This window comes from Streptomyces sp. NPDC031365 (genome assembly GCF_055569765.1).
This window is the reverse complement of record NZ_JBVIIM010000013.1, coordinates 33,049-53,740: the sequence shown is the minus strand read 5'-3', so window position 1 is coordinate 53,740 and position 20,692 is coordinate 33,049. Positions and strand designations below refer to the sequence as shown.

The 20,692-nt window shown below is 70.1% G+C and carries 16 protein-coding genes; 6 read left to right on the top strand and 10 right to left on the bottom strand.

Annotation, left to right across the window (positions count from 1 at the left end; genetic code table 11):
- Positions 1-152: 152 nt before the first annotated feature.
- Together ACZ5C2_RS20370 and hpnR are read right to left on the bottom strand one after the other, a co-directional pair.
- Positions 153-761, bottom strand: coding sequence for a YceI family protein (locus ACZ5C2_RS20370; protein WP_468792883.1), 609 nt, complete (start codon positions 759-761; stop codon positions 153-155).
- A gap of 226 nt (positions 762-987) precedes the next feature.
- On the bottom strand, positions 988-2,493 hold the full coding sequence (hpnR, locus tag ACZ5C2_RS20365; RefSeq protein WP_468792880.1) for a hopanoid C-3 methylase HpnR: 1,506 nt from the start codon (positions 2,491-2,493) through the stop codon (positions 988-990).
- 307 nt (positions 2,494-2,800) lie between these two features.
- On the opposite strand from hpnR, the gene ACZ5C2_RS20360 reads away from it, so the two are divergent.
- From ACZ5C2_RS20360 to ACZ5C2_RS20350, 3 genes are all read left to right on the top strand, one after another.
- Positions 2,801-3,661: an SDR family NAD(P)-dependent oxidoreductase gene (locus ACZ5C2_RS20360; RefSeq protein WP_468793141.1), complete on the top strand. Its 861-nt coding sequence runs from the start codon at positions 2,801-2,803 to the stop codon at positions 3,659-3,661.
- Positions 3,662-4,625: 964 nt separating this feature from the next.
- Positions 4,626-6,209, top strand: coding sequence for an acyl-CoA carboxylase subunit beta (locus ACZ5C2_RS20355; RefSeq protein WP_468792878.1), 1,584 nt, complete (start codon positions 4,626-4,628; stop codon positions 6,207-6,209).
- A 35-nt stretch (positions 6,210-6,244) separates the two neighbouring features.
- A complete protein-coding gene (locus tag ACZ5C2_RS20350) occupies positions 6,245-6,436 on the top strand; it encodes an acyl-CoA carboxylase subunit epsilon (protein ID WP_468792875.1) in 192 nt (63 codons plus the stop codon).
- 394 nt (positions 6,437-6,830) lie between these two features.
- Here ACZ5C2_RS20350 and ACZ5C2_RS20345 read toward each other — a convergent pair whose 3' ends face one another.
- The 8 genes from ACZ5C2_RS20345 to ACZ5C2_RS20310 all read right to left on the bottom strand — a co-directional run bounded on the left by ACZ5C2_RS20345 (position 6,831) and on the right by ACZ5C2_RS20310 (position 17,363).
- Positions 6,831-7,412: a GTP-binding protein gene (locus tag ACZ5C2_RS20345; RefSeq protein WP_009314218.1), complete on the bottom strand. Its 582-nt coding sequence runs from the start codon at positions 7,410-7,412 to the stop codon at positions 6,831-6,833.
- Complete coding sequence (locus ACZ5C2_RS20340) at positions 7,393-7,965, bottom strand: DUF742 domain-containing protein (RefSeq protein ID WP_468792871.1); 573 nt, start codon at positions 7,963-7,965, stop codon at positions 7,393-7,395. Before ACZ5C2_RS20340 ends, ACZ5C2_RS20345 begins: the two co-directional genes overlap by 20 nt.
- A 93-nt stretch (positions 7,966-8,058) precedes the next feature.
- Positions 8,059-8,472: a roadblock/LC7 domain-containing protein gene (locus ACZ5C2_RS20335; protein ID WP_030948713.1), complete on the bottom strand. Its 414-nt coding sequence runs from the start codon at positions 8,470-8,472 to the stop codon at positions 8,059-8,061.
- 10 nt (positions 8,473-8,482) lie between these two features.
- On the bottom strand, positions 8,483-11,755 hold the full coding sequence (locus ACZ5C2_RS20330; RefSeq protein ID WP_468792868.1) for a nitrate- and nitrite sensing domain-containing protein: 3,273 nt from the start codon (positions 11,753-11,755) through the stop codon (positions 8,483-8,485).
- Between the two features lie 376 nt (positions 11,756-12,131).
- Complete coding sequence (locus tag ACZ5C2_RS20325) at positions 12,132-12,722, bottom strand: GTP-binding protein (RefSeq protein ID WP_468792866.1); 591 nt, start codon at positions 12,720-12,722, stop codon at positions 12,132-12,134.
- Positions 12,703-13,098 (bottom strand): DUF742 domain-containing protein, encoded by a 396-nt coding sequence (locus ACZ5C2_RS20320; RefSeq protein WP_004924977.1) that lies wholly within the window; start codon positions 13,096-13,098, stop codon positions 12,703-12,705. Before ACZ5C2_RS20320 ends, ACZ5C2_RS20325 begins: the two co-directional genes overlap by 20 nt.
- A 110-nt stretch (positions 13,099-13,208) precedes the next feature.
- Positions 13,209-13,622, bottom strand: a complete 414-nt coding sequence (locus tag ACZ5C2_RS20315) for a roadblock/LC7 domain-containing protein (RefSeq protein ID WP_257850117.1) — start codon at positions 13,620-13,622, stop codon at positions 13,209-13,211.
- Positions 13,623-13,631: 9 nt separating this feature from the next.
- A complete protein-coding gene (locus ACZ5C2_RS20310) occupies positions 13,632-17,363 on the bottom strand; it encodes a sensor histidine kinase (RefSeq protein ID WP_468792863.1) in 3,732 nt (1,243 codons plus the stop codon).
- Positions 17,364-17,969: 606 nt separating this feature from the next.
- On the opposite strand from ACZ5C2_RS20310, the gene ACZ5C2_RS20305 reads away from it, so the two are divergent.
- From ACZ5C2_RS20305 to gltX, 3 genes are all read left to right on the top strand, one after another.
- Positions 17,970-18,158, top strand: coding sequence for a hypothetical protein (locus tag ACZ5C2_RS20305; RefSeq protein WP_468792860.1), 189 nt, complete (start codon positions 17,970-17,972; stop codon positions 18,156-18,158).
- A 174-nt stretch (positions 18,159-18,332) separates the two neighbouring features.
- Positions 18,333-19,118: a fumarylacetoacetate hydrolase family protein gene (locus tag ACZ5C2_RS20300; RefSeq protein ID WP_468792857.1), complete on the top strand. Its 786-nt coding sequence runs from the start codon at positions 18,333-18,335 to the stop codon at positions 19,116-19,118.
- On the top strand, positions 19,111-20,595 hold the full coding sequence (gene gltX, locus ACZ5C2_RS20295; protein ID WP_468792854.1) for a glutamate--tRNA ligase: 1,485 nt from the start codon (positions 19,111-19,113) through the stop codon (positions 20,593-20,595). Before ACZ5C2_RS20300 ends, gltX begins: the two co-directional genes overlap by 8 nt.
- Positions 20,596-20,692 lie beyond the last annotated feature (97 nt).

The following is a 20,692-nucleotide window of genomic DNA, read 5'->3' as shown; positions in this document are numbered from 1 at the left end:
GTTGTCCGTCATGTCCCCTCTTGCTGCTGGGTTTTCCCTTTGGCGGGGCACCTGGTGGCGGCCGCCGGGGAGAGGCCGGCTCCTTTCTTTTCCCGTACGGGAAAGGCGGGCGCGCTCAGGGGTGGCGCCGGGCAGGGCGCCGGGCCGGCGGGTCAGGCCTTGCGGATCGCCGAGATGTCGAAGTTCAGCTTGATCTTGTCGGAGACCAGGACGCCGCCGGTCTCCAGCGCCGCGTTCCAGGTCAGACCCCACTCGGAACGCAGGATCTCGGACGTGCCCTCGAAGCCGACGCGCTGGTTGCCGAACGGGTCGGTGGCGGCGCCGTTGAACTCGAGGTCGATGGTGAGCGGCCTGGTGGTGCCCAGGATGGTCAGGTCGCCGGTGATGCGGTAGTCGTCGCCGCCGAGGGCCTCCGCCTTGGTGGTGCGGAAGGTCATCGTCGGGAACTCGTCCGTCTTGAAGAAGTCCGAGCTCTTCAGGTGGCCGTCGCGGTCGGCGTTGCCCGTCTCGATGCTGTCCATCACCACGTCGAGGGAGGCCGTGGACTTGGCCGGGTCCGAGCCGTCGAGCTGCAGGGTTCCGGTGAAGTCCTGGAAGCTGCCCTTGACGTTGGTGACCATCGCGTGGCGGGCGACGAAGCCGATCGTGGTGTGCGCCGGGTCGATCGTGTACTCACCGGTCAGCGCGGCCAGGTCCGGGCTCACCGCGTCGGCGGTGGTCGCGGTGGCGGTCTCGTCGTTCTTGCGGCCGAAGATACCCATGGTGTTCCTCCTGAGAAGTACGTTGAATGTTCAACTAACCGGGCAAGACCTACCGTAGACCCATTCCCTTCAAAGTTCAACATCTTTGGGGAAGGTGTCGCGTTCAGGCCCCTGAAGCGCTGAAACCAGGCCATGTGACGTGCCGGGAACGCCCTCTCCCGCACACGACGCCGTCCGGGCCGGATTCCCTGCGGTACCGGCGGCACACGGCTGGGGGCCCGGCCGGCTACCCCTTCGGCGGGCGGGAGCGGGCGGGCGCGTCCCGGGTCACGTCCCGGGTGTGGACGTACAGCATGCGCCGGTCGCCGACGTCCAGACGCTGCGGCAGCGGCAGCTCGTAGCGCACCGGCCGCGCGTGGTCGGCGAGCTGCCGGCGCGGGTTGTACACCTGGTTGAACTTCCACAGCATGCGGGCGAAGTTCGTCTGCCCGTGCGCCAGATTGCGGGCGAGGACCCGCGCCGCGCCGAACGCCGTGCGCATCCCCAGATGCTTGCGGTTGATGACCGCCTGGGTGCGCACCAACTCCTCGTAGAACCGCGCCAGCGGCAGCGTGGTGGGCACCACCGCGTGCTGGATGTCGAAGAGGCGGTAGTCGCGGGTGGTGAGCCGGCGCGACTCGGTGTGCCAGATCTCCGTACCCGGGTACGGCGTCATCACGGTGAAGTGCACGATCTCCGGCACGGCCAGCGCGAACTCCCGCACCACACGGAAGCGCTCCTCGTCCCAGCCCGGGTCCACGATCAGATTGATCGCGACCTTGATGCCGAGCCGGCGGGCGGTCTCGAGCGCCTTCAGGTTCTCGTCGGGGCTGACCCGCTTGCGGTACAGATCGAGGCCCTCGGCGTCGATCGCCTCCATGCCGAGGAACATGTAGCGCAGCCCCAGCCGCGCCCACCGCTCGAACACCTCGGGATGGCGCAGCAGGACGTCGGACCGGGTCTCCAGGTAGTACTGCTTGCGGATGCCACGCCGCTCCACCTCGGCGGCGATGGCGTTCCCGTGCTCGGGCCGGATGAACGCCACGTCGTCCACGATGAACACGTTCGGCTCGGGGATCCTCGCCAGGTCCTCCGCCGCCGCCTCGGGCGAGGCCTTGCGGTAGCTGCGGCCGTAGAAGGTCCAGGCCGAGCAGAACGAGCAGTCCCAGGGGCAGCCGCGGGTGAACTCGATCGACGCGCACGGATCGAGCTCGCCGATGAAGTAGCGGCGCCGGCTGCGCATCAGGTCCCGGGCCGGAAGCGGCGCGTCGATGCTGTGCAGCATCAGCGGCGCGGGGCCGCGTCCACTCGCCGTGACGACGCCCGGCACACCCTCCACGCCGCCGTCGCGCACCGCCTCCAGGAGCGGCCCGACGACCGGCTCCCCCTCGCCGCGGACCACCGCGTCGACCGCGCCCGCCGCTTGTTCGACGACCTCCTCGGCGACGAAGGAGACACTGTGCCCGCCGAGGAACACGAAGCAGCCCGGCACCTCCTGCTTCACCCTCTTGGCCAGCGCGATCGCCTCGGGGATGTTCGCCAGATAGTTCAGGGAGATGCCGAGGGCTTCCGGCCGGAAGGAGCGCACCTCGTCGCGCAGCCGACGGACGCCGAGCACCTGCAGGTCGACGACCCGGACCTCATGACCGGCCTCCCGGGCGGCGCCCGCCACGCGCTCCAGGCCCAGTGGTTCGAGCCGCAGGAAGATCTCGGAGTACATCAGGGCGCTGGGATGGACGAGCAACAGACGCATAAGTGACCTCGTCACGGGGCCGGACGGACCGGATACGAAAGGGATGCCTTCTTCGTAACCCGGGGAACCGGGCGCCGTACGCCCCGTACGCCCACATGGCCGCATCCGCGGCACGCAGGAGTGGTCCTGCGCGCCGGGCACGAAGGCCCCCGGGCGGGCCGGGGCCACGCCTGCTGACCGGGGAGCGTCCCGCACCGGCCGGACCGCGCCGGGGCGGGTGATCGGGCCCCAGCGCTGGCGCGGAGCGCCGGGCCGGGGGTGTCCTGGATGCGAGGACCCGCAGCGACAGCGCATGGGAGACCGACTCGTGACCATCACCGGCTCCGGATCCACCTACGACCCCCCGGCGGGCCCAGAACGCGGTGCCGCCCGTGTCTCCGCGTCCACCCGCACGGCGGCACGCGGACACGGGCCGCCCCGCACCGACCGGCGCGTCGCCCTCGTCACCGGGGCCTCCTCGGGCATCGGCGCGGCCACCGCGCGGCGCTTCGCCGCCGGGGGCTGGCACCTGCTGCTCAGCGGCCGGGACCGGCGGCGGTTGGAGGAGACGGCGTCCGGTACCTCGGCGGTGCTCCTGCCCGCAGACCTCGCTGCGCCGGACGGAGCGAAACTGCTGGCGGAGGTCGCGCTGCGAGAGACCGGCCGGATCGACGTTCTGGTCGCCGGGGCGGGCATCGGCTGGGCGGGCTCGTTCCTGAGCATGCCGCACACCGACATCGACCGGGTGCTCTTCCTCGACCTCAACGCGACACTGCACCTCGTACGGGAGGTGCTGCCCGTGATGGTGGCGGCCGGCGGGGGCCGCGTGGTGCTGGTCGGCTCGGTGGCCGGCTGTGTGGGCGTACGGGAGGAAGCGGTGTACTCCGCCGCCAAGGCGGGGCTCGCCGCGTTCGCGGAGGCGCTCCGGCAGGAACTGCGCGGCACGGGGGTGGGGGTGAGCCTGATCGTGCCCGGCCCCGTCGAGACGGGCTTCTTCGCCCGCCGCGGCAGGCCGTACCACCGTGCCCACCCCCGGCCCACCTCACCCGGCAGGGTCGCGGCCGCCGTCTGGGACGCCGTCTTCCAGGCCCGCGACGACACCTACGTCCCCACCTGGCTCTCCCTTCCGGCTCGGGTGCGCGCCCTCACCCCTCGCCTCTACCGGGGACTCCTCAACCGCTTCGGCTGAATTCCGACGACCGCACCGGCCCGGCCCTCCGGCTGGAGTGCCGGGCTTCAGCCGGAGGGCGACCGCCCACGGCCCCGCCGTTTCCACCCGTGGCGGTCGGCAGCGGCGTACCGGCCGGAGTGGGTGTCGTCCGGGACCGTTCCGCAGGAGCGGTTGTGCGGAGGCCGGTGCCCGGCGCCGGCCGGTCGGCAGCGGTGACGTCCCTGCGAGCCGGGAGCGGTCCGCGGTGGGCTGTCCGGCAAGTCCGGACGGCCGACACCGAGTTGACGCTGGATGGCGGTGGGAGGTCAGGCCGATCCCGCCGCCCGCCGCCCGGCGTCCGGCGTCCGGCGGCGATGCCGCGCTCGACGTGCAGGCGCTGCACGGCGTAGGCGGCCTCGACAACGTTCTCGGGCGGGAGTGAACGCACGGGAGGGCAGGGCGCCTTGGTGCGGGTGGCATCCTTCGGGTCGGCCGCCGCCTGGTCGCGGCGGCGGCCACCCGGGGGCGCCCACGCGTGCCCGGCCCCCCTCGCCAATACCCCCGCCCGCCGGACGGTCGCCGTCCCCGGGCACCACGGGGCGGCAGACCGCCGTATCCATCCACGGTGAGTGTGCCGCTCCGCCGCCACGGCCGTACCGCTACCCTCTGCGTCAGCCGGCCGACCCGAACGGGCGAACCGGTGGAGATGGTATGGGAACACCCGGTGCGGGAGGGGCTGAAGGCCCGGACTCTCCGTGGAGGGCCTGGCCACCGGCCCCCGGCTGAGGCTTCGTGTCACCGTCGGGGGAGGCGGACGCCACGCATGAGTGTGAGGTGGCTCTCAGTCGACGTCTTTGTGTGACCCCTACAAGCCGAAAGCCCTCTGAGCAGTCAGAACGCCTGAACGCCGTCATGGTTCTGTTCAGTGGTACCAGGAAAATGCGCCGGACACTGTGAGGAGTCGACGGCTCGCAATCCCCGGTGTGCTTCGTAAGGTCACTACATGACCGTTTTGGATGAGGCGCCGGGTGAGCCGACCGACGCGCCCGGACGCGTGGCCGAACTGCACGAGATCCGTGACCGGGCACTGGCCGGCCCGAGCGAGAAGGCGACCCAGGCGCAGCACGCCAAGGGCAAGCTGACCGCGCGGGAGCGCATCGAACTGCTGCTGGACGCTGGCTCCTTCCGGGAAGTCGAGCAGCTGCGCCGGCACCGGGCCACCGGATTCGGTCTGGAGGAGAAGAAGCCGTACACCGACGGTGTGATCACCGGCTGGGGCACGGTGGAGGGCCGTACGGTCTTCGTCTACGCCCATGACTTCCGGATCTTCGGCGGTGCGCTGGGCGAGGCGCACGCCACCAAGATCCACAAGATCATGGACATGGCCATCGCGGCCGGTGCCCCGCTGGTGTCGCTGAACGACGGTGCGGGCGCTCGTATCCAGGAAGGCGTCTCCGCCCTCGCCGGCTACGGCGGCATCTTCCAGCGCAACACCAAGGCGTCCGGCGTCATCCCGCAGATCAGCGTGATGCTCGGCCCGTGCGCGGGCGGCGCGGCCTACAGCCCCGCCCTCACCGACTTCGTGTTCATGGTGCGGGACACCTCGCAGATGTTCATCACCGGGCCGGACGTGGTCAAGGCGGTCACCGGCGAGGAAATCACCCAGAACGGCCTGGGCGGCGCGGACGTGCACGCCGAGACCTCCGGCGTCTGCCACTTCGCCTACGACGACGAGGAGACGTGCATCCACGAGGTGCGCTACCTCCTGTCGCTGCTCCCGCAGAACAACCGGGAGAACCCGCCGCGGGCGGAGAGCGCCGACGCCGCCGACCGCCGCAGCGAGGTCCTGCTGGACCTGGTGCCCGCCGACGGCAACCGGCCGTACGACATGGCCAAGGTCATCGAGGAGCTCGTCGACGACGGCGAGTACCTGGAGGTCCACGAGCGCTGGGCCCGCAACATCATCTGCGCGCTGGCCCGTATGGACGGCCAGGTCGTCGGCATCGTCGCCAACCAGCCGCAGTCGCTGGCGGGTGTGCTGGACATCGAGGCGTCCGAGAAGGCCGCCCGCTTCGTCCAGATGTGCGATGCCTTCAACATCCCGATCCTCACGTTCCTGGACGTCCCCGGCTTCCTCCCGGGCGTCGACCAGGAGCACGGCGGGATCATCCGGCACGGCGCGAAGCTGCTGTACGCGTACTGCAACGCGACCGTGCCGCGGATCTCGCTGATCCTGCGCAAGGCGTACGGAGGCGCGTACATCGTCATGGACTCCCAGTCCATCGGCGCGGACCTCACCTACGCGTGGCCGACGAACGAGATCGCGGTGATGGGCGCGGAGGGCGCGGCCAACGTCATCTTCCGCCGCCAGATCGCCGAGGCCGAGGACTCCGACGCCATGCGTGCCCGCATGGTCAAGGAGTACAAGTCCGAGTTGATGCACCCCTACTACGCGGCCGAGCGCGGACTGGTGGACGACGTGATCGACCCCGCCGAGACGCGTGAGGTGCTGATCCGTTCGCTGGCGATGCTCCAGACCAAGCACGCCGATCTGCCGTCCCGCAAGCACGGCAACCCGCCGCAGTAACCCGGCGGACATCTCTCCCAGGGAGACTGAGAGCCATGAGCACACATGACATCCGTGTCGAGAAGGGCCACGCCGAACCCGAGGAAGTCGCCGCGATCACGGCGATCCTGCTGGCGCGTGCGGCCACGCAGCCGTCGTCGGCTCCCGCTCACCAGGGCCGGGCGCGGGCCGGCTGGCGCCGCCTCGAACGCGAGCCGGGCTTCCGGGCTCCGCACAGCTGGCGCTGACCCTCGCCGTCGATGACGTCAGGGCCCCTCCACCACGGAGGGGCCCTGACTCGTTGAACGAAGCCCGCCACTCGCCACGCCGCCGGGCAACACCCTCAGGGGCGCCTCGTCACTCCGTCCGGGGGACACCCTCAGGGGGACTGCGCGACCAGCCCCCGCACGCCCGCACCCGGCATGCGAAAGCCCCCGGCAACCCAGAGGCCGCAAGGGGCTGTTGCGCAACTCGGCGCTACGAGGTGCCTCCCCCGAAGGGGGTACCCCCAGCGCCCACCCGTGCCGCTCCAGCGGCGCCACTGCCCGCAGGCTGCTGCACGACTGCCCCGTCAGGCTGTGGCAGACGGGGCGCGGGCAGGACGCCTGATACAGGGGGCGGCGTACACACCGGTGGTCACCGTCAGCGGAGACGGGCCATCAGCGCGTGCTCCACGAGAGTGATCAGCGCCGACTTCGCATCGGCACGATGCCGCGCGTCCGTCGTGATGATCGGCGTGTCCGGACCGATCTGCAGTGCCTCCCGGACCTCGTCCGGGTTGTACGGCTGCTGGCCGTCGAAGCCGTTGAGGGCGATCACGAACGGAAGCCCCGAGTTCTCGAAATAGTCGACGGCCGGGAAGCAGTCGGCGAGACGACGGGTGTCCACCAGCACGATCGCGCCGATGGCGCCGCGCACCAGGTCGTCCCACATGAACCAGAAGCGGTCCTGACCGGGCGTACCGAACAGGTACAAAATCAGGTCCTGGTCCAGGGTGATACGGCCGAAGTCCATGGCGACCGTCGTGGTCGTCTTGTCCCCGGTGTGGGTGAGGTCGTCGATGCCTGCCGAAGCAGACGTCATGACGGCCTCCGTGCGCAGCGGGTTGATCTCCGAAACGGCCCCGACGAACGTGGTCTTGCCCACGCCGAAGCCACCCGCCACCACGATCTTCGCTGATGTGGTGGAGCGGGAAGGACCGCCGCTAGAGCTTGCGAAGTCCACTGAGCACCCTTTCGAGCAGTGTCACGTCTGGCTGGCCGCCGGCGCTCTCGTCGCCGCCGGGCTGATGGATGGCGACCAGTCCCGCCTCCGCCAAGTCGGCGACGAGAATCCTGGCCACGCCGAGAGGGATGGTCAGCAGGGCCGAGACCTCGGCCACCGACTTGATCTCCCGGCAGAGGTTGCAGATCCGCTGATGCTCGGGCAGCTGGCCCTGCATCTGGTGCGGCTGCGCGGTGGTGTGCACCAGTGCCTCGATGGCGAGCTGGTACCGCGGCCTGGTGCGGCCGCCCGTCATCGCGTACGGGCGCACCAGGGGGTTGTGCGACGCCGCGGCGGGCGCCGACTCGGGGGTGTGACGCTGCGGCTGCACCGGCTGGATACGTGGCGCGTGCGGCTGGTCGTACGGCGAAGGGCCAGGGCCCTGCGGCGCGTACGGCTGCCGGTGGTCCGGGGTGGAGGGGTAGCCGTACCCGTTCTGGCCACCGTCGTTCTGGCCCTGTGCGGGACCGTACGACCAGTTGCCCGACGATGAACCGCCTGGGGGTGTTGCCACTTTCTCCTCCTCCGATATGCCTTGTACCCGTCACTGTGGAGCCGCGTCCCGAAACCTTACGGCCCCGGGACACCAAACCGCACCGTGCGTCCTTTAGTTGAGAAGGCTCCCCTGGAGCTCCGCACGGAGGTCCGGTGTCAGGACCGTACCGGCACGGTCGACCAGAAGGGCCATCTCGTATCCAATGAGGCCGATGTCGGCCTCCGGATGTGCGAGAACCGCGAGCGACGAACCGTCGGAAATGGACATCAGGAAGAGGAACCCTCGCTCCATCTCCACAACCGTTTGGTTCACGCTGCCGCCCTCGAAGATCCGGGAGGCGCCTGCCGTCAGAGACGTCAGACCGGAGGCGACGGCCGCGAGCTGGTCGGCGCGGTCACGGGGGAAGCCTTCGGACATCGCCAGAAGGAGTCCGTCGGCGGAGACCACCACCGTGTGGGACACCCCCGGGGTGTTGTCCACGAAGTTGGTGATCAACCAGTTCAGGTTCTGTGCCGCCTGGCTCATCGGGCTCACACTAACGCTCCTGGTTGTAGGTGCTGTCAGAACCGAAGCCCTGACCGTTCGATTCACTGCCCGCGTTGCGGCCCCGTTGGACACCGCGTCGCAGGTTGCTCAGCCTGCCCCGGACGTCCTCCGGGGCGCGGGAGACCTGTGGGCCTCCCTGAGGGGTGGTTTCGGCGGCTCCCTCGACCAGGTTGGCCTTGGGGACCCGCCGCGGCAGACCGGAGGAGGTCACTCCGCCTGCCTTGGGCTTCCGGAGCGACGAGGCCTGCTGCCAGCGTTCGTCATTCGCCGACCGCCATCCGCTGCCGCCGTTGCTCTCCGGAGTGGAGGCCGGCGGCTCCGGGGTCACGAGAGACGTGCCGTTCGTGCCGTTCGCGGTGGATCCGCGGCGGGGAAGCCCGGCATTGGTCAGGTCGTGGCTCTCGGAGGCAGCCGGTCCCGGTCGGTCGAAGCCTACGCTGTCCTGCTCACGTACGTCATCGGCCTGCGTGGATTCCGCATCCGGGGCCTGAGCAGGGTACTGGTCCGGGTAGCCGTTGCGGTAGCCGTCCTGCTGCGGCCAGTCGTCCTCCCGGCGCCGGTCCGAGAAGGCCGTGAAGCCGTCGGGGGCCGTGGCACCCGGCGCCGTGTGGTCGCCCCGGGCCGGCTCCGCGTAGGAGGGGTCCGGGTAACCGCTGTCGGACGGGAAGGAGCCGTTCTGCGCGTAGTAGCCCTCGCCGTACGACTGCTGCTGATCGTCGTACGCCGTCTGCTGCCCGTTGTCGTATGCCTGCTGGTCGTACCCGGCGCCCTGCTGCTCCTGGTAGCCGTCGAAGCCCTGGGCGTTGGTGTAGTCGCCCTGCCCGTTGCCCTCGTACCCCTGGCCGTTGTCGTAGCCCTGTGGGGCGGCGAACTCGTCCGGGTAGCCGGGCGCCTCGGGAGTCTCCTGGGCGTTCGTGGCGGTCGGCTCGGGTTGGGGCTGGGACTCCAGGGCCGCCCGGCGCTCCTCGCGCATCAGGGAACGGCCGACGGGGTCCAGCTCCCGGATGTCGTCGGGGACCTCCGCGTAACGGCTGTCGTCGAAGCCGAGCTCCGCGGCGGTGCGCAGCGGCTGGTGGTTGAAGCTCTCACCCTGGAAGCTCTGCTCCGGGATGATCTGCGAGACCGTGAAGTCGTCGCGGTTCATCTGCTGCTCGCCGCCACCACCGTGGGTGATCGCGTCCGGCAGCATGACCAGCGAGGTGGTGCCGGCCTGCTCGCCCGAGGGGCGCAGCTGGACCCGGATGCCGTGCCGGTCGGACAGCCGGCCGACCACGAACAGACCCATGCGCTGCGAGATGGCGGCGTCCACGGTCGGCGGGTTGGCCAGCTTGTGGTTGATGTCCGCGAAGTCCTCGGCGGTGAGGCCGATGCCCTTGTCGTGGATCTCGATCATCACGCGGCCGTCGGGGAGCCGGGTCGCGGTGACGCGGACCTTGGTCTGCGGGGACGAGAACGTGGTGGCGTTCTCGAGGAGCTCGGCGAGCAGGTGCACGAGGTCGGTCACCGCGCGGCCGTGGATCTCGGCCTCGGGGACGCCGGACAGCTCGATGCGCTCGTACTGCTCGACCTCGGAGGAGGCGGCGCGCAGTACGTCGACCAGCGGCACCGGCTGGTCCCAGCGGCGGCCGGGCTCCTCGCCGGCGAGGACCAGCAGGTTCTCGCCGTTGCGGCGCATACGGGTGGCCAGGTGGTCCAGGCGGAAGAGGTTTTCCAACTGGTCCGGGTCGGCCTCGTTGTTCTCCAGGTCGGTGATCAGGGTCAGCTGGCCCTCGATCAGCGACTGGTTGCGGCGCGACAGGTTCGTGAAGATCGCGTTGATGTTGCCCCGCAGCAGGGCCTGCTCGGAGGCGAGCCGGACGGCCTCCCGGTGCACCTGGTCGAAGGCGCGGGCGACTTCGCCGATCTCGTCGGTCGAGGTGATCGGGATCGGCTGGACCCGGGTGTCGACCCGGCCGGGGTCGGTACGGGAGAGCTGGTCGACCAGCATCGGCAGGCGCTGCTCGGCGATGCCGAACGCGGCGTTGCGCAGCTGGCGCATGGAGCGGCTCATCTGGCGGGCCACCATGCCGGCCAGGATGAACGCGGCGAGCAGCGCGATCACGACGGCGGCACCGGTGATGAAGGCATCACGCTGGGCGTTGTCGGAGATCTGGGCGGCCTCGGTCACCGCGGCGTCGGCCAGATCGGACTCGATCTCGCGGTAGCCGTCGAACTTGAGGGTGTTCACGGCCCACCAGTTGGCGGGGGTGATGCCCTTCGAGGCGAGTTCGGCGCGCGCGGCCGGGTCCACGGAGGGAAGACGGCCGAGCTCGGAGATCATCGTCTCCGGCTTGGCGGGCGGCGCGACATAGTCCGGGTCCTGCTGCTTGGCCTCCTTGGCCATGGCGGCACCCTCGGCCTGGATCCGCTGCGCGGTCTGCTCCAGCTTGGCCGCGTCGGCCTCGGTGCCACCGCCCGTGTACTCCTCGATGGCGATGCCCTCGAGGTAGGCGTATGAGGAAAGGGCCACACGCTGGCTGGCGAGCTGGCTGTCGGTCGGGCCCGGCTTCACCAGTAGGTGCATACCGATGGAGCGCTCCAGCGACAGCGCCGCCTTGGTCAGCGAGATCGCGTAGACCGTACGTCCGTAGCTGGTGATGTTGCCGGTGCCGAGACCGAGTTCGTTGGCGAACTCCATCAGCGGGTGGGCGACGGCGACGTAGCCCTCCTCGGTCTGCACGCCCTTGAGCTTGGAGGTGTACGCGGCGGCACGCAGCGTGCTCAGCTGCGGCTCGGCCTCGCGGAACAGCCGCAGTCGGCGCTCGAGGCCGGGCTTGCCCGGCATGCTCTGCGCGGCCTCGTCGAAGGCGTCGGCCGCTTTGTCGGTCTCGGTGCGTGCCTTGGTGACGTCCGGGTCGGACTGGCCCTTGCCCTGGAGCAGCGGGACCGCGGTGACGTCGCGCTCGTTGTAGAGGGCGTTGGCATACGTGAGGGAGGCCTGCACCAGGCGCGCGGTGTTCTCGGCGTCCTCGGCCTCGCTCCAGGTGTCGATCGAGCTCTTCACCTGGATGCCGCCCATGACCAGGCCGACCATCACGGGTATGAGCAGGATCGCGTTCAGTCTGGTGGCCACCCGCCAGTTGCGCGGGGACATGCGACTTCTGCTCTGGGCGGGTGAGGCCGTGGCTTCGGGACCGGGTACGGGGGCGGGCGCCGCTGTGCGCGGCGGCGGCGTGAAGTTGCCCCGGGCCGACGGCTCGGGACTGTTCTTGCTTCGCCTCACTCGACCAACAACCTCTCGGCGGTCGGCACCTTCGTCGTGCCGCAGTGTCTCAGAGCCCGGCATGCCATCGACTACTGAGTACGTCTTTGACCAATGGGCAGTTCAGGCATTCCAGCATGCCGACCAGCGCTCTTCCAAACATGGGAGGGCGGGAAAATCAAGTGAGGTAAGTCCTAGACAAAACGGTCATACAGGTCGAGCCCTGGCAAAAGGCAAGCCCTTCGTGCGCGCAGTGGTACCGCGCGAACGCGTCGCGTGTCGACATCCCCCGATTCCTCTGCCGAAACGTTATGAACACCGAGGCCGGCCGTGTCAAAGGACACAGCCGGCACCGGTACATCTACGACAACCGCGGTATGCCGCTTCTGTTTTGGCTCTACCTGAGACGCGCCATAAGGGCGTGCTCGACCAGCGTGATCAGCGCACTCTTCGCATCCGCGCGGTGTCGGGCGTCCGTCGAGATGATCGGGGCGTCGGGCCCGATCTGCAGCGCCTCGCGCACCTCCTCGGGTGTGTAGGGCTGCTGGCCGTCGAAGCCGTTGAGGGCGACCACGAACGGAAGCCCCGAGTTCTCGAAGTAGTCGACCGCCGGGAAGCAGTCCGCCAGCCGGCGGGTGTCGCACAGCACGATCGCGCCGATGGCGCCGCGCACCAGGTCGTCCCACATGAACCAGAAGCGGTCCTGACCGGGCGTACCGAACAGGTACAGGATCAGGTCCTGGTCCAGGGTGATACGGCCGAAGTCCATGGCCACCGTCGTGGTGGTCTTGCCTCCGGTGTGGGTGAGGTCGTCGATGCCTGCCGAAGCAGACGTCATGACTGCCTCCGTGCGCAGCGGGTTGATCTCCGAGACGGCGCCGACGAACGTGGTCTTGCCCACGCCGAAGCCGCCCGCCACCACGATCTTCGCGGACGTGGTGGCACGGCTTTCGGAGACCGTCCCGCCGCTAGAGCTTGCGAAGTCCACTGAGCACCCTTTCGAGCAGTGTCACGTCCGGGGCGCCGGTCGTCTCGTCGCCGCCCGGCTGGTGCACGGCGACGAGTCCCGCCTCCGCCAGGTCGGCCACCAGGATCCGGGCAACACCCAGGGGCATGTTGAGCAGCGCCGATACCTCGGCGACCGACTTCACCTCACGGCACAGATGGCAGATGCGCTGGTGCTCCGGAAGGAGTCCCATGAGTGCTGCCGGGTCGGCCGTCGTACTGATCAGAGCCTCGATGGCCAGCTGGTAGCGGGGCCTGGTCCGGCCACCGGTCATCGCATAGGGACGGACCAGTGGCTGGTCGCCCTCGTCCTCGTACGGCTCCGCGTACGGATCATGAGAGGCGGTGGGCGGGGTCATGAATCCTCCGGGCGGGACAGCAAGTCGGTCGGTCAAGCCGTCTGACGGGGCCGGTGGGGGGAATGTGGCGGCCGGACGGTGATTTGGTGAGACGGGTGGTGCCGGGCCGATCAGTGGAGCAGACTTCCCTGTAGCTCGGCGCGCAGGTCCGGGGTGAGGACCGCCCCCGCGCGGTCGACCAGGAGCGCCATTTCGTAGCCGACGAGGCCGATGTCGCAGTCAGGGTGCGCGAGCACGGCCAGGGACGAGCCGTCGGACACGGACATGAGGAAGAGGAATCCTCGTTCCATCTCGACGACCGTCTGGGCGACATCGCCGCCTTCGAAAATCCGGGAAGCGCCGGCCGTCAGGGAGGTCAGTCCCGAAGCGACGGCCGCGAGTTGGTCCGCGCGGTCGCGCGGGAAGCCCTCGGAGAGCGCGAGAAGGAGACCGTCGGCAGACACGACGACGGTGTGGGACACCCCGGGGGTGTTGTCCACGAAGTTGGTGATCAACCAGTTGAGGTTCTGTGCCGCCTGGCTCATCGGGCTCAACTAACGCTCCTGCTGGTGAGTGGGCCTCGGGAAGCTGCCGGTCTGGGTGGACCCGGCCTGACGACCCTGTGCGATACCCCGACGGAGATTGGTCAGCCGGCCGCGCACGTCATCGGGGGCGCGCGAGACCTGAGGACCGCTCTGGTGCGATTGCTGCTGAGCCGTACCCGGGACGAGGTTCGCCTTGGGTACCCGGCGCGGCAGGCCGGAGGTGGTGACGCCGCCCGCGGCCGGTTGGCGGACGCGTTCGGCCTGTCGGACCAGCTCGTCGTTGGGCGAGCTGCGCCAGGCAGCGGCAGACCGCTGCGGGCCGGTGGGGCCCTGCGGCTGCTGGGGCTGCTGTTGCGGCTGCTGGGGCGTTGGAGCCTGGCCTTCGCCCTGCTCCGGTGCACCGCCGCCACCGTGGAACCAGTTGGTCTCGAGGGTGTCGTACAGCGGCGTACGACCGTCACCGGGGCCGGTCGCCGGCGGCAGTGCCCAGGCGTCGGACGCTCCGCGCCCGTCGTCAGGCCGATGCTGTGGCGGGGCGGGCGGGACGGGCGGGATCGGAGAACGCGGAGCGCCGAGGCCGGCGCCGTGCGTGCCGTTCGTCTGCGGGCGCTCGAACTGGCCGGTGGAGCCGTTGTCCTGGCGCGGTGCCGGGTACTGACCGGTGGAGCCGTTGCCGTACCCCTGCGGGGCGGGGAACTGGCCCGTGGAGGACGGGTTCTGCCCGCCCTGCGGAGCACCGAAGATGTCACCGCGGGCGTACTGGCCGGTGTTCTGGCCACCGTTCGCGCCGGGCCGGCCGTACTGGCCGGTGTTCTGGCCACCGTCCGTACCGGGCTGGGGGTACTGGCCGGTGTTCTGCGGTGCGTCGAAACCGTAGGAGGGCGCGCCGGTGTTCTGGCGCTCGTCGAAGCGAGGGATCTCCGCCGTCGCGCCGGAACCCTGCCGGTCGTCGAACCGCGGCATGGCCGAGGTGCGGGAGACGTCCGGCTCCTCATGGCCGCGCGGGGCGTCCAGCGAGGCGCGCGGCACCGGCGGCTGAGCGTTCTCGTCGCTCCAGCTGGGCACACGCGGCTGCTGCTGGTCGCCACCGGGCAGCTCGGGGCGTGCGCCGCCACGCGGCGGCAGCTGCGGGCGACGGCCGCGCTCGGCGCCGCCGTTGCCACGCTGCGGCGGCACCTGGCCCCGGCCGCCACCGAAAGCGTCCTGGTTGTCCTGCTTCCCGTTCGGACCCGCGGCCTGCATCCCCTGCGGGGCGCCGGGTGCCCGGTCGCCGAAGCCGGCACCCGCGCCGGCGGGCGCGGGACGGCCCTGCGGGGGGCCGGAAGGAGCACCGTGGTCGAACAGCGAGGGCGTCTGACCGCCCGGCTGACCCTGCGGACCCCGGCCGCCGGGACGGCCACCGCCGTCCCGCCCGGGCAGCGCGGCACGCGGACCCTGACCGGCCCCGAGCCTGCCACCGGGCGCACCGGCGCCGAGCACACCGCCGGCGGACTGGCCGGCCCCGGCGGCACGCCGCGCGGCGGCGGCACCGGCGGCGGCCTGCGCGGCGGCGGGACCGCCGCCACCGGCACCCGGCTGACCGGGCTTGGCCTGCGGCTTCTTGCCGCCCTGGGCGACGTCGACGGGCAGCATGACCAGTGCGGTCGTGCCACCGGAGTCGGACGGGCGGAGCTGGATGCGGATGCCGTGACGCTGGGACAGCCGGCCGACCACGAACAGACCCATGCGGCGGGAGACGGAGACGTCCACGGTGGGCGGCGAGGCGAGCCGCTCGTTGATCGCGGCCAGGTCCTCCGGCGACAGACCGATACCGGTGTCGTGGATCTCGATCAGCACACGGCCGTCGGGCAGCGCGTGACCGGTGACCTTGACCTTGGTCTGCGGGGAGGAGAACGAGGTCGCGTTCTCCAGCAGCTCGGCGAGCAGGTGCACGAGGTCGTTGACGACCCGGCCGGCCACTTCGGTGGTCGGCACGGAGGCCAGCTCGATGCGCTCGTACTGCTCCACCTCGGACGCGGCGGCACGCAGCACGTCGACCAGTGGAACCGGGCGGGTCCACCGGCGGCCGGGCTCCTCACCCGCGAGAACGAGGAGGTTCTCACCGTTACGGCGCATACGCGTGGCGAGGTGGTCGAGCTTGAACAGCGAGGACAGCTGGTCCGGATCGGCCTCGCGGGACTCCAGCTCGGAGATCAGCGAGAGCTGGCGCTGGATCAGACCCTGGGAGCGACGCGAGAGGTTGGTGAACATCGCGTTGACGTTGCCCCGCAGCAGGGCCTGCTCGGCGGCGAGGCGGACCGCCTCGCGGTGCACGTCGTCGAAGGCCGCGGCCACACGGCCGATCTCGTCCCGGGAGTGCACACCGACGGATTCCACGGACGTGTCGACGTCCTGCGGGTCGGTCTCGGACAACTGCTTGACCAGGTCGGGCAGACGCTCCTGGGCGACCCTGGTCGCGGTCTCCTCCAGCCGGCGCAGCGAGCGGATCATGGAGCGGGCCACGACGAAGGCGCCGACCAGTGACACACCGAGCACGAGGAGGATCAGCGCACCGGAGACGATCGCGTCGCGCTCGGTGGCGCTGCGCAGCTCACGGGCCTTCTGTTCCATCTCCTCGAGCAGTGAGTGCTCGATGTTCTTCATCTGCTGGATCTTGGTGGAGCTGTCGTCCAGCCAGTCCCGGTAGGACCGCGCGCCGACCGAGGCGAGACCGAACTCCGAGGCCAGCGCGCGGCCGGCGTACTCGTCGGTGGCCTTGATCGTGGTGTTGCCCTCCTCGATCGGCAGCAGCAGCTCGGCGGCGGAGGCCCCGCCGTAGATGCTCTTGAAGCTGCGGATCTCGGACTTCTGGCTCGCGAGCGCCGACTCGGCGTAGAGCCGGTCGTTCTCGGAGAGGACGCCCTTGGTGGTGTTGCTCGTGGGCAGCGCCGCGGCGAGGACGGCGCGCTGGATCGACGCGTACTCCTTGGCCGAGGAGAAGGACGCCAGGGCACGCGTGCGCTGGATCATGTCGGGGTTGCTGGTCGCCTCCGCCATGTCCTGCGAGAGGTCGATCAGGTTCTCGATCAGACGGTGGTAGCCCTCGACGGTCTGGGTGGAGTTCTTCTCCGTCTGGAAGGCCGTGTTGCGGATCTTCGCGAGCTCACCCAGGTCACCGGCGAGCTGCACCAGGTTGTCGCGGACGCCCTTGAGGTTGCCGTCCTTGCTCGCGGCGTCGATCTCCTCGGAGCTGTCGAGGAAGTTCGACATCGCGCGGTCGGTCTTCTCGCGGTGGCCCTTGACCGAGAAGTCGGTGCCCTTGCCGCCGTGCGCCAGCGGGCCGGCCGACTGGTCACGCTCCTCCTGGAGCGCATGGGCCAGTTCGGTGGCCTGCTGGGTCATGTCCGTCAGCAGCTTCATGTTGTCGAGCTGCTGGATGTCGTCCATCGACTGCTGGATACGCAGGGCGCCCAGCGAGGTGGCCGCGACCACAGGCAGGGCGAGCAGCGACACCAGACGGGTCGAGATGCGCCAGTTGCGCAGCGCTATTCGCGACCCCGGGCCGGTCGAAGCCTTGGGTGCGGCCGGGGCGGGCGATGTCGTCGGCGCGGAGGCACCGGGGCGTTCGCCGTTGTTCCCGGGCGTGGTCGGGCCCTGGTTCTGGGCGTGCTGGGGCGAGGAGCTGACGGCCTTGGGGCCAGTCCCGCCCTGCGGCTCCGGCTCCGCCGAAGCGCTGCCATCCCTCTTGAAACGTCCCTGCACTAGCGTCGCAACCTCTGAACCAGGCGCCCCTCCGCGTGAACGGCGAGGCACGGTGTCGGCGTCATAGGGGCGCCCTGAATACGCCCCCGGGGTGGTCGTGGATGACCGGCGCTGGTTCCCCCTTCTCGGCCGCCACTCGGCGCGTCTGTGCGCCCCTTGTGCGCCGGCTCGATCCCTGCGGCGGTCCGTGGAATTCCAGCACAGTGCAGGATCTCCAACAAGGCCCGTGGCCTTACAGGTGAGATACGTGACACGGTGTGAGGGGCGAGTGACCGGGGGTAGAAGGTAATCTCACCCAAAGCGTGCACATGCGGGTGAAACGTGCGGACGGGCCCGGTGTCCCAGTCGACATGATCAGGAGCGGAATGGTGGCTTCAGGGGGTGAATGTCCGATTCCGGTACCCGGGGGGTGGGTCCGGATTGGCCGGTTCGTCCCCCACGTCGTGAGCAAACTCACACCGTGATCGCGCTGCTCGGCCCTCATCGGCGGGGAATCGCATGTTTAGCCTGACGCTTTACAGGGACGGCCAAACCGACAACCCGCGCCCTCCGGCGGGGTCCTCGACCCCTCCGGGCGCCCGTGAACAGGACAGGGTCAAGTAAACAGTGAAGACGACGACGATGTTCCACAAGATCGCCAACCCGCGGCGTACGACGCTGGCTCACCTCGACGGCGCCGAGGATCTGCAGACGCCGGTCCAGCAGGAGCATTCCGCCGAACTCCCGGCCCAGACCGCCAATCCCAGGCGCACCGTCCTCATGGAGATCCCGGTCGCGGCCGGCGCCGCGAACTGACACCGATCCATACGCGCGGCGGCCGCGAAACGCTCAAGGCCCACCGCGCGACGACGAGGGGCGCCCCACCTGCCGTGGGGCGCCCCTCGTTCTTGCGTGAGGCCGGGACTCCACCGCGTTAGCCTGGAGCGTCAGACTCCAGCCGATCGGTCAAGTCAAGGGGACACACATCCCGTGCGCATCGCCAGATTCTCCATCGACGGGAACGTCGCCTTCGGCGCGGTCGAGGGCGACCGGCAGGACGAACTCGTCCTGGACATCATCAAGGGCATCCCGTTCGCGGACTTCGAGCTCTCCGGCACCAAGGTCCCGCTGAGCAAGGTCAGGCTGCTGCCGCCGGTGCTCCCCAACAAGGTGGTCGCCTTCGGGCGCAACTACGCCGACCACGCGAAGGAAATGGGCAACGAGGTACCCGACGCCCCCTTCGCCTTCTTCAAGCCCGCCACCTCGGTGACCGGCCCGGGTGACGACATCCAGTACCCGTCCTTCTCCCAGGAGGTGCACCACGAGGCCGAGCTGGCCGTCGTGATCGGACGGCTGTGCCGCGAGGTCCCCCGCGAACGCGTCAAGGACGTGATCTTCGGCTACACCTGCGCCAACGACATCACCGCGCGGGACGTCCAGAAGCGTGAGAAGCAGTGGGCGCGGGCCAAGGGCTTCGACACCTCCTGCCCGCTCGGCCCCTGGGTGGAGACGGACCTGGACATCGCCGCCGCGAACGACCTGACGGTCCAGCTCACCGTCAACGGCGCCCAGCGTCAGCTCGGCCGCACCAGCGAGATGATCCACCCCATCGAGGACCTGATCGTCAACATCTCCGAGGCGATGACCCTGCTCCCCGGCGACGTCATCCTCACGGGCACCCCGGCTGGGGTCGGCCCCCTCCACGTCGGCGACGAGGTCGCCGTCACCATCGAAGGCATCGGCACTCTCACCAACAAGGTTGTCAAGCGTGGCTAGCGCACCCGGCTCCCCCGTACGCGTCCGTTTCTGTCCCTCGCCCACCGGTAACCCCCACGTGGGCCTGGTCCGTACCGCCCTGTTCAACTGGGCGTTCGCCAAGCACCACGGCGGAACCCTGGTATTCCGCATCGAGGACACCGACGCGGCCCGCGACTCCGAGGAGTCCTACGCCCAGCTGCTCGACTCGATGCGCTGGCTCGGCTTCGACTGGGACGAGGGCCCCGAGATCGGCGGCCCCCACGCGCCGTACCGCCAGTCGCAGCGCATGGACATCTACCGGGACGTCGCGCAGAAGCTCCTCGACGCGGGCCACGCCTACCGCTGCTACTGCTCCCAGGAGGAGCTGGACAGCCGCCGCGACGCCGCCCGCGCCGCCGGCCGGCCGTCCGGCTACGACGGCCACTGCCGCGCGCTCACCGACGCCCAGGTCGAGGAGTACACGGCCCAGGGCCGCGAGCCGATCGTCCGCTTCCGGATGCCCGACGAGACGATCACCTTCACCGACCTGGTCCGCGGCGAGCTGACCTTCACCCCGGAGAACGTCCCGGACTACGGCATCGTGCGCGCCAACGGCGCCCCGCTGTACACGCTGGTCAACCCGGTCGACGACGCGCTGATGGAGATCACCCACGTCCTGCGCGGCGAGGACCTGCTCTCCTCCACTCCGCGCCAGATCGCTCTCTACAAGGCGTTGACCGAGCTGGGCATCGCGAAGCGGACCCCCGCCTTCGGTCACCTGCCGTACGTGATGGGCGAGGGCAACAAGAAGCTCTCCAAGCGCGACCCGCAGTCCTCGCTCAACCTCTACCGCGAGCGCGGCTTCCTCCCCGAGGGCCTGCTCAACTACCTCTCCCTGCTCGGCTGGTCGCTCTCCGCCGACCAGGACGTCTTCACCATCGGCGAGATGGTCGCCGCCTTCGACGTCGCCGACGTGCAGCCGAACCCGGCCCGCTTCGACCTGAAGAAGTGCGAGGCGATCAACGGCGACCACATCCGCATGCTCGACGTGAAGGACTTCACCGAGCGCTGTGCCCCCTGGCTCAAGGCCCCCTTCGCGCCCTGGGCCCCGGAGGCCTTCGACGAGGCCAAGTGGCACGCCATCGCCCCGCACGCGCAGACCCGCCTGAAGGTGCTGTCGGAGATCACGGACAACGTGGACTTCCTCTTCCTCCCGGAACCGGTCTTCGACGAGGCGAGCTGGAACAAGGCGATGAAGGAAGGAAGCGACGCCCTCCTCCGTACCGCCCGCGAAAAGCTGGAGGCCGCCGACTGGACGTCCCCGGACTCCCTCAAGGAGGCCGTCCTGGCCGCCGGCGAGGCCCACGGCCTCAAGCTCGGCAAGGCCCAGGCCCCGGTCCGCGTCGCCGTCACCGGCCGCACCGTCGGCCTGCCCCTCTTCGAGTCCCTGGAGGTACTGGGCAAGGGCCAGACCCTGGCCCGCATCGACGCGGCCCTGGCGAAGCTCGGCGCGTAGGCAGCCGACAAGGGGGGCGGGGGGGGGGGGGGGGGGGGGGGGGGGGGGAGGAGGGGTGGGGGGGGTGGGGTCTGGGGCGGCTGGCGGTGGCAGCCGT

Coding starts and splice junctions, on each gene's coding strand:
- hpnR (WP_468792880.1), bottom strand. CDS start 2,493: ATGCGTCTGTTGCTCGTCCATCCCAGCGCCCTGATGTACTCCGAGATC.
- ACZ5C2_RS20355 (WP_468792878.1), top strand. CDS start 4,626: ATGACCGTTTTGGATGAGGCGCCGGGTGAGCCGACCGACGCGCCCGGA.
- ACZ5C2_RS20370 (WP_468792883.1), bottom strand. CDS start 761: ATGGGTATCTTCGGCCGCAAGAACGACGAGACCGCCACCGCGACCACC.
- ACZ5C2_RS20350 (WP_468792875.1), top strand. CDS start 6,245: ATGAGCACACATGACATCCGTGTCGAGAAGGGCCACGCCGAACCCGAG.
- ACZ5C2_RS20320 (WP_004924977.1), bottom strand. CDS start 13,098: ATGACCCCGCCCACCGCCTCTCATGATCCGTACGCGGAGCCGTACGAG.
- ACZ5C2_RS20335 (WP_030948713.1), bottom strand. CDS start 8,472: ATGAGCCAGGCGGCACAGAACCTGAACTGGTTGATCACCAACTTCGTG.
- ACZ5C2_RS20315 (WP_257850117.1), bottom strand. CDS start 13,622: ATGAGCCAGGCGGCACAGAACCTCAACTGGTTGATCACCAACTTCGTG.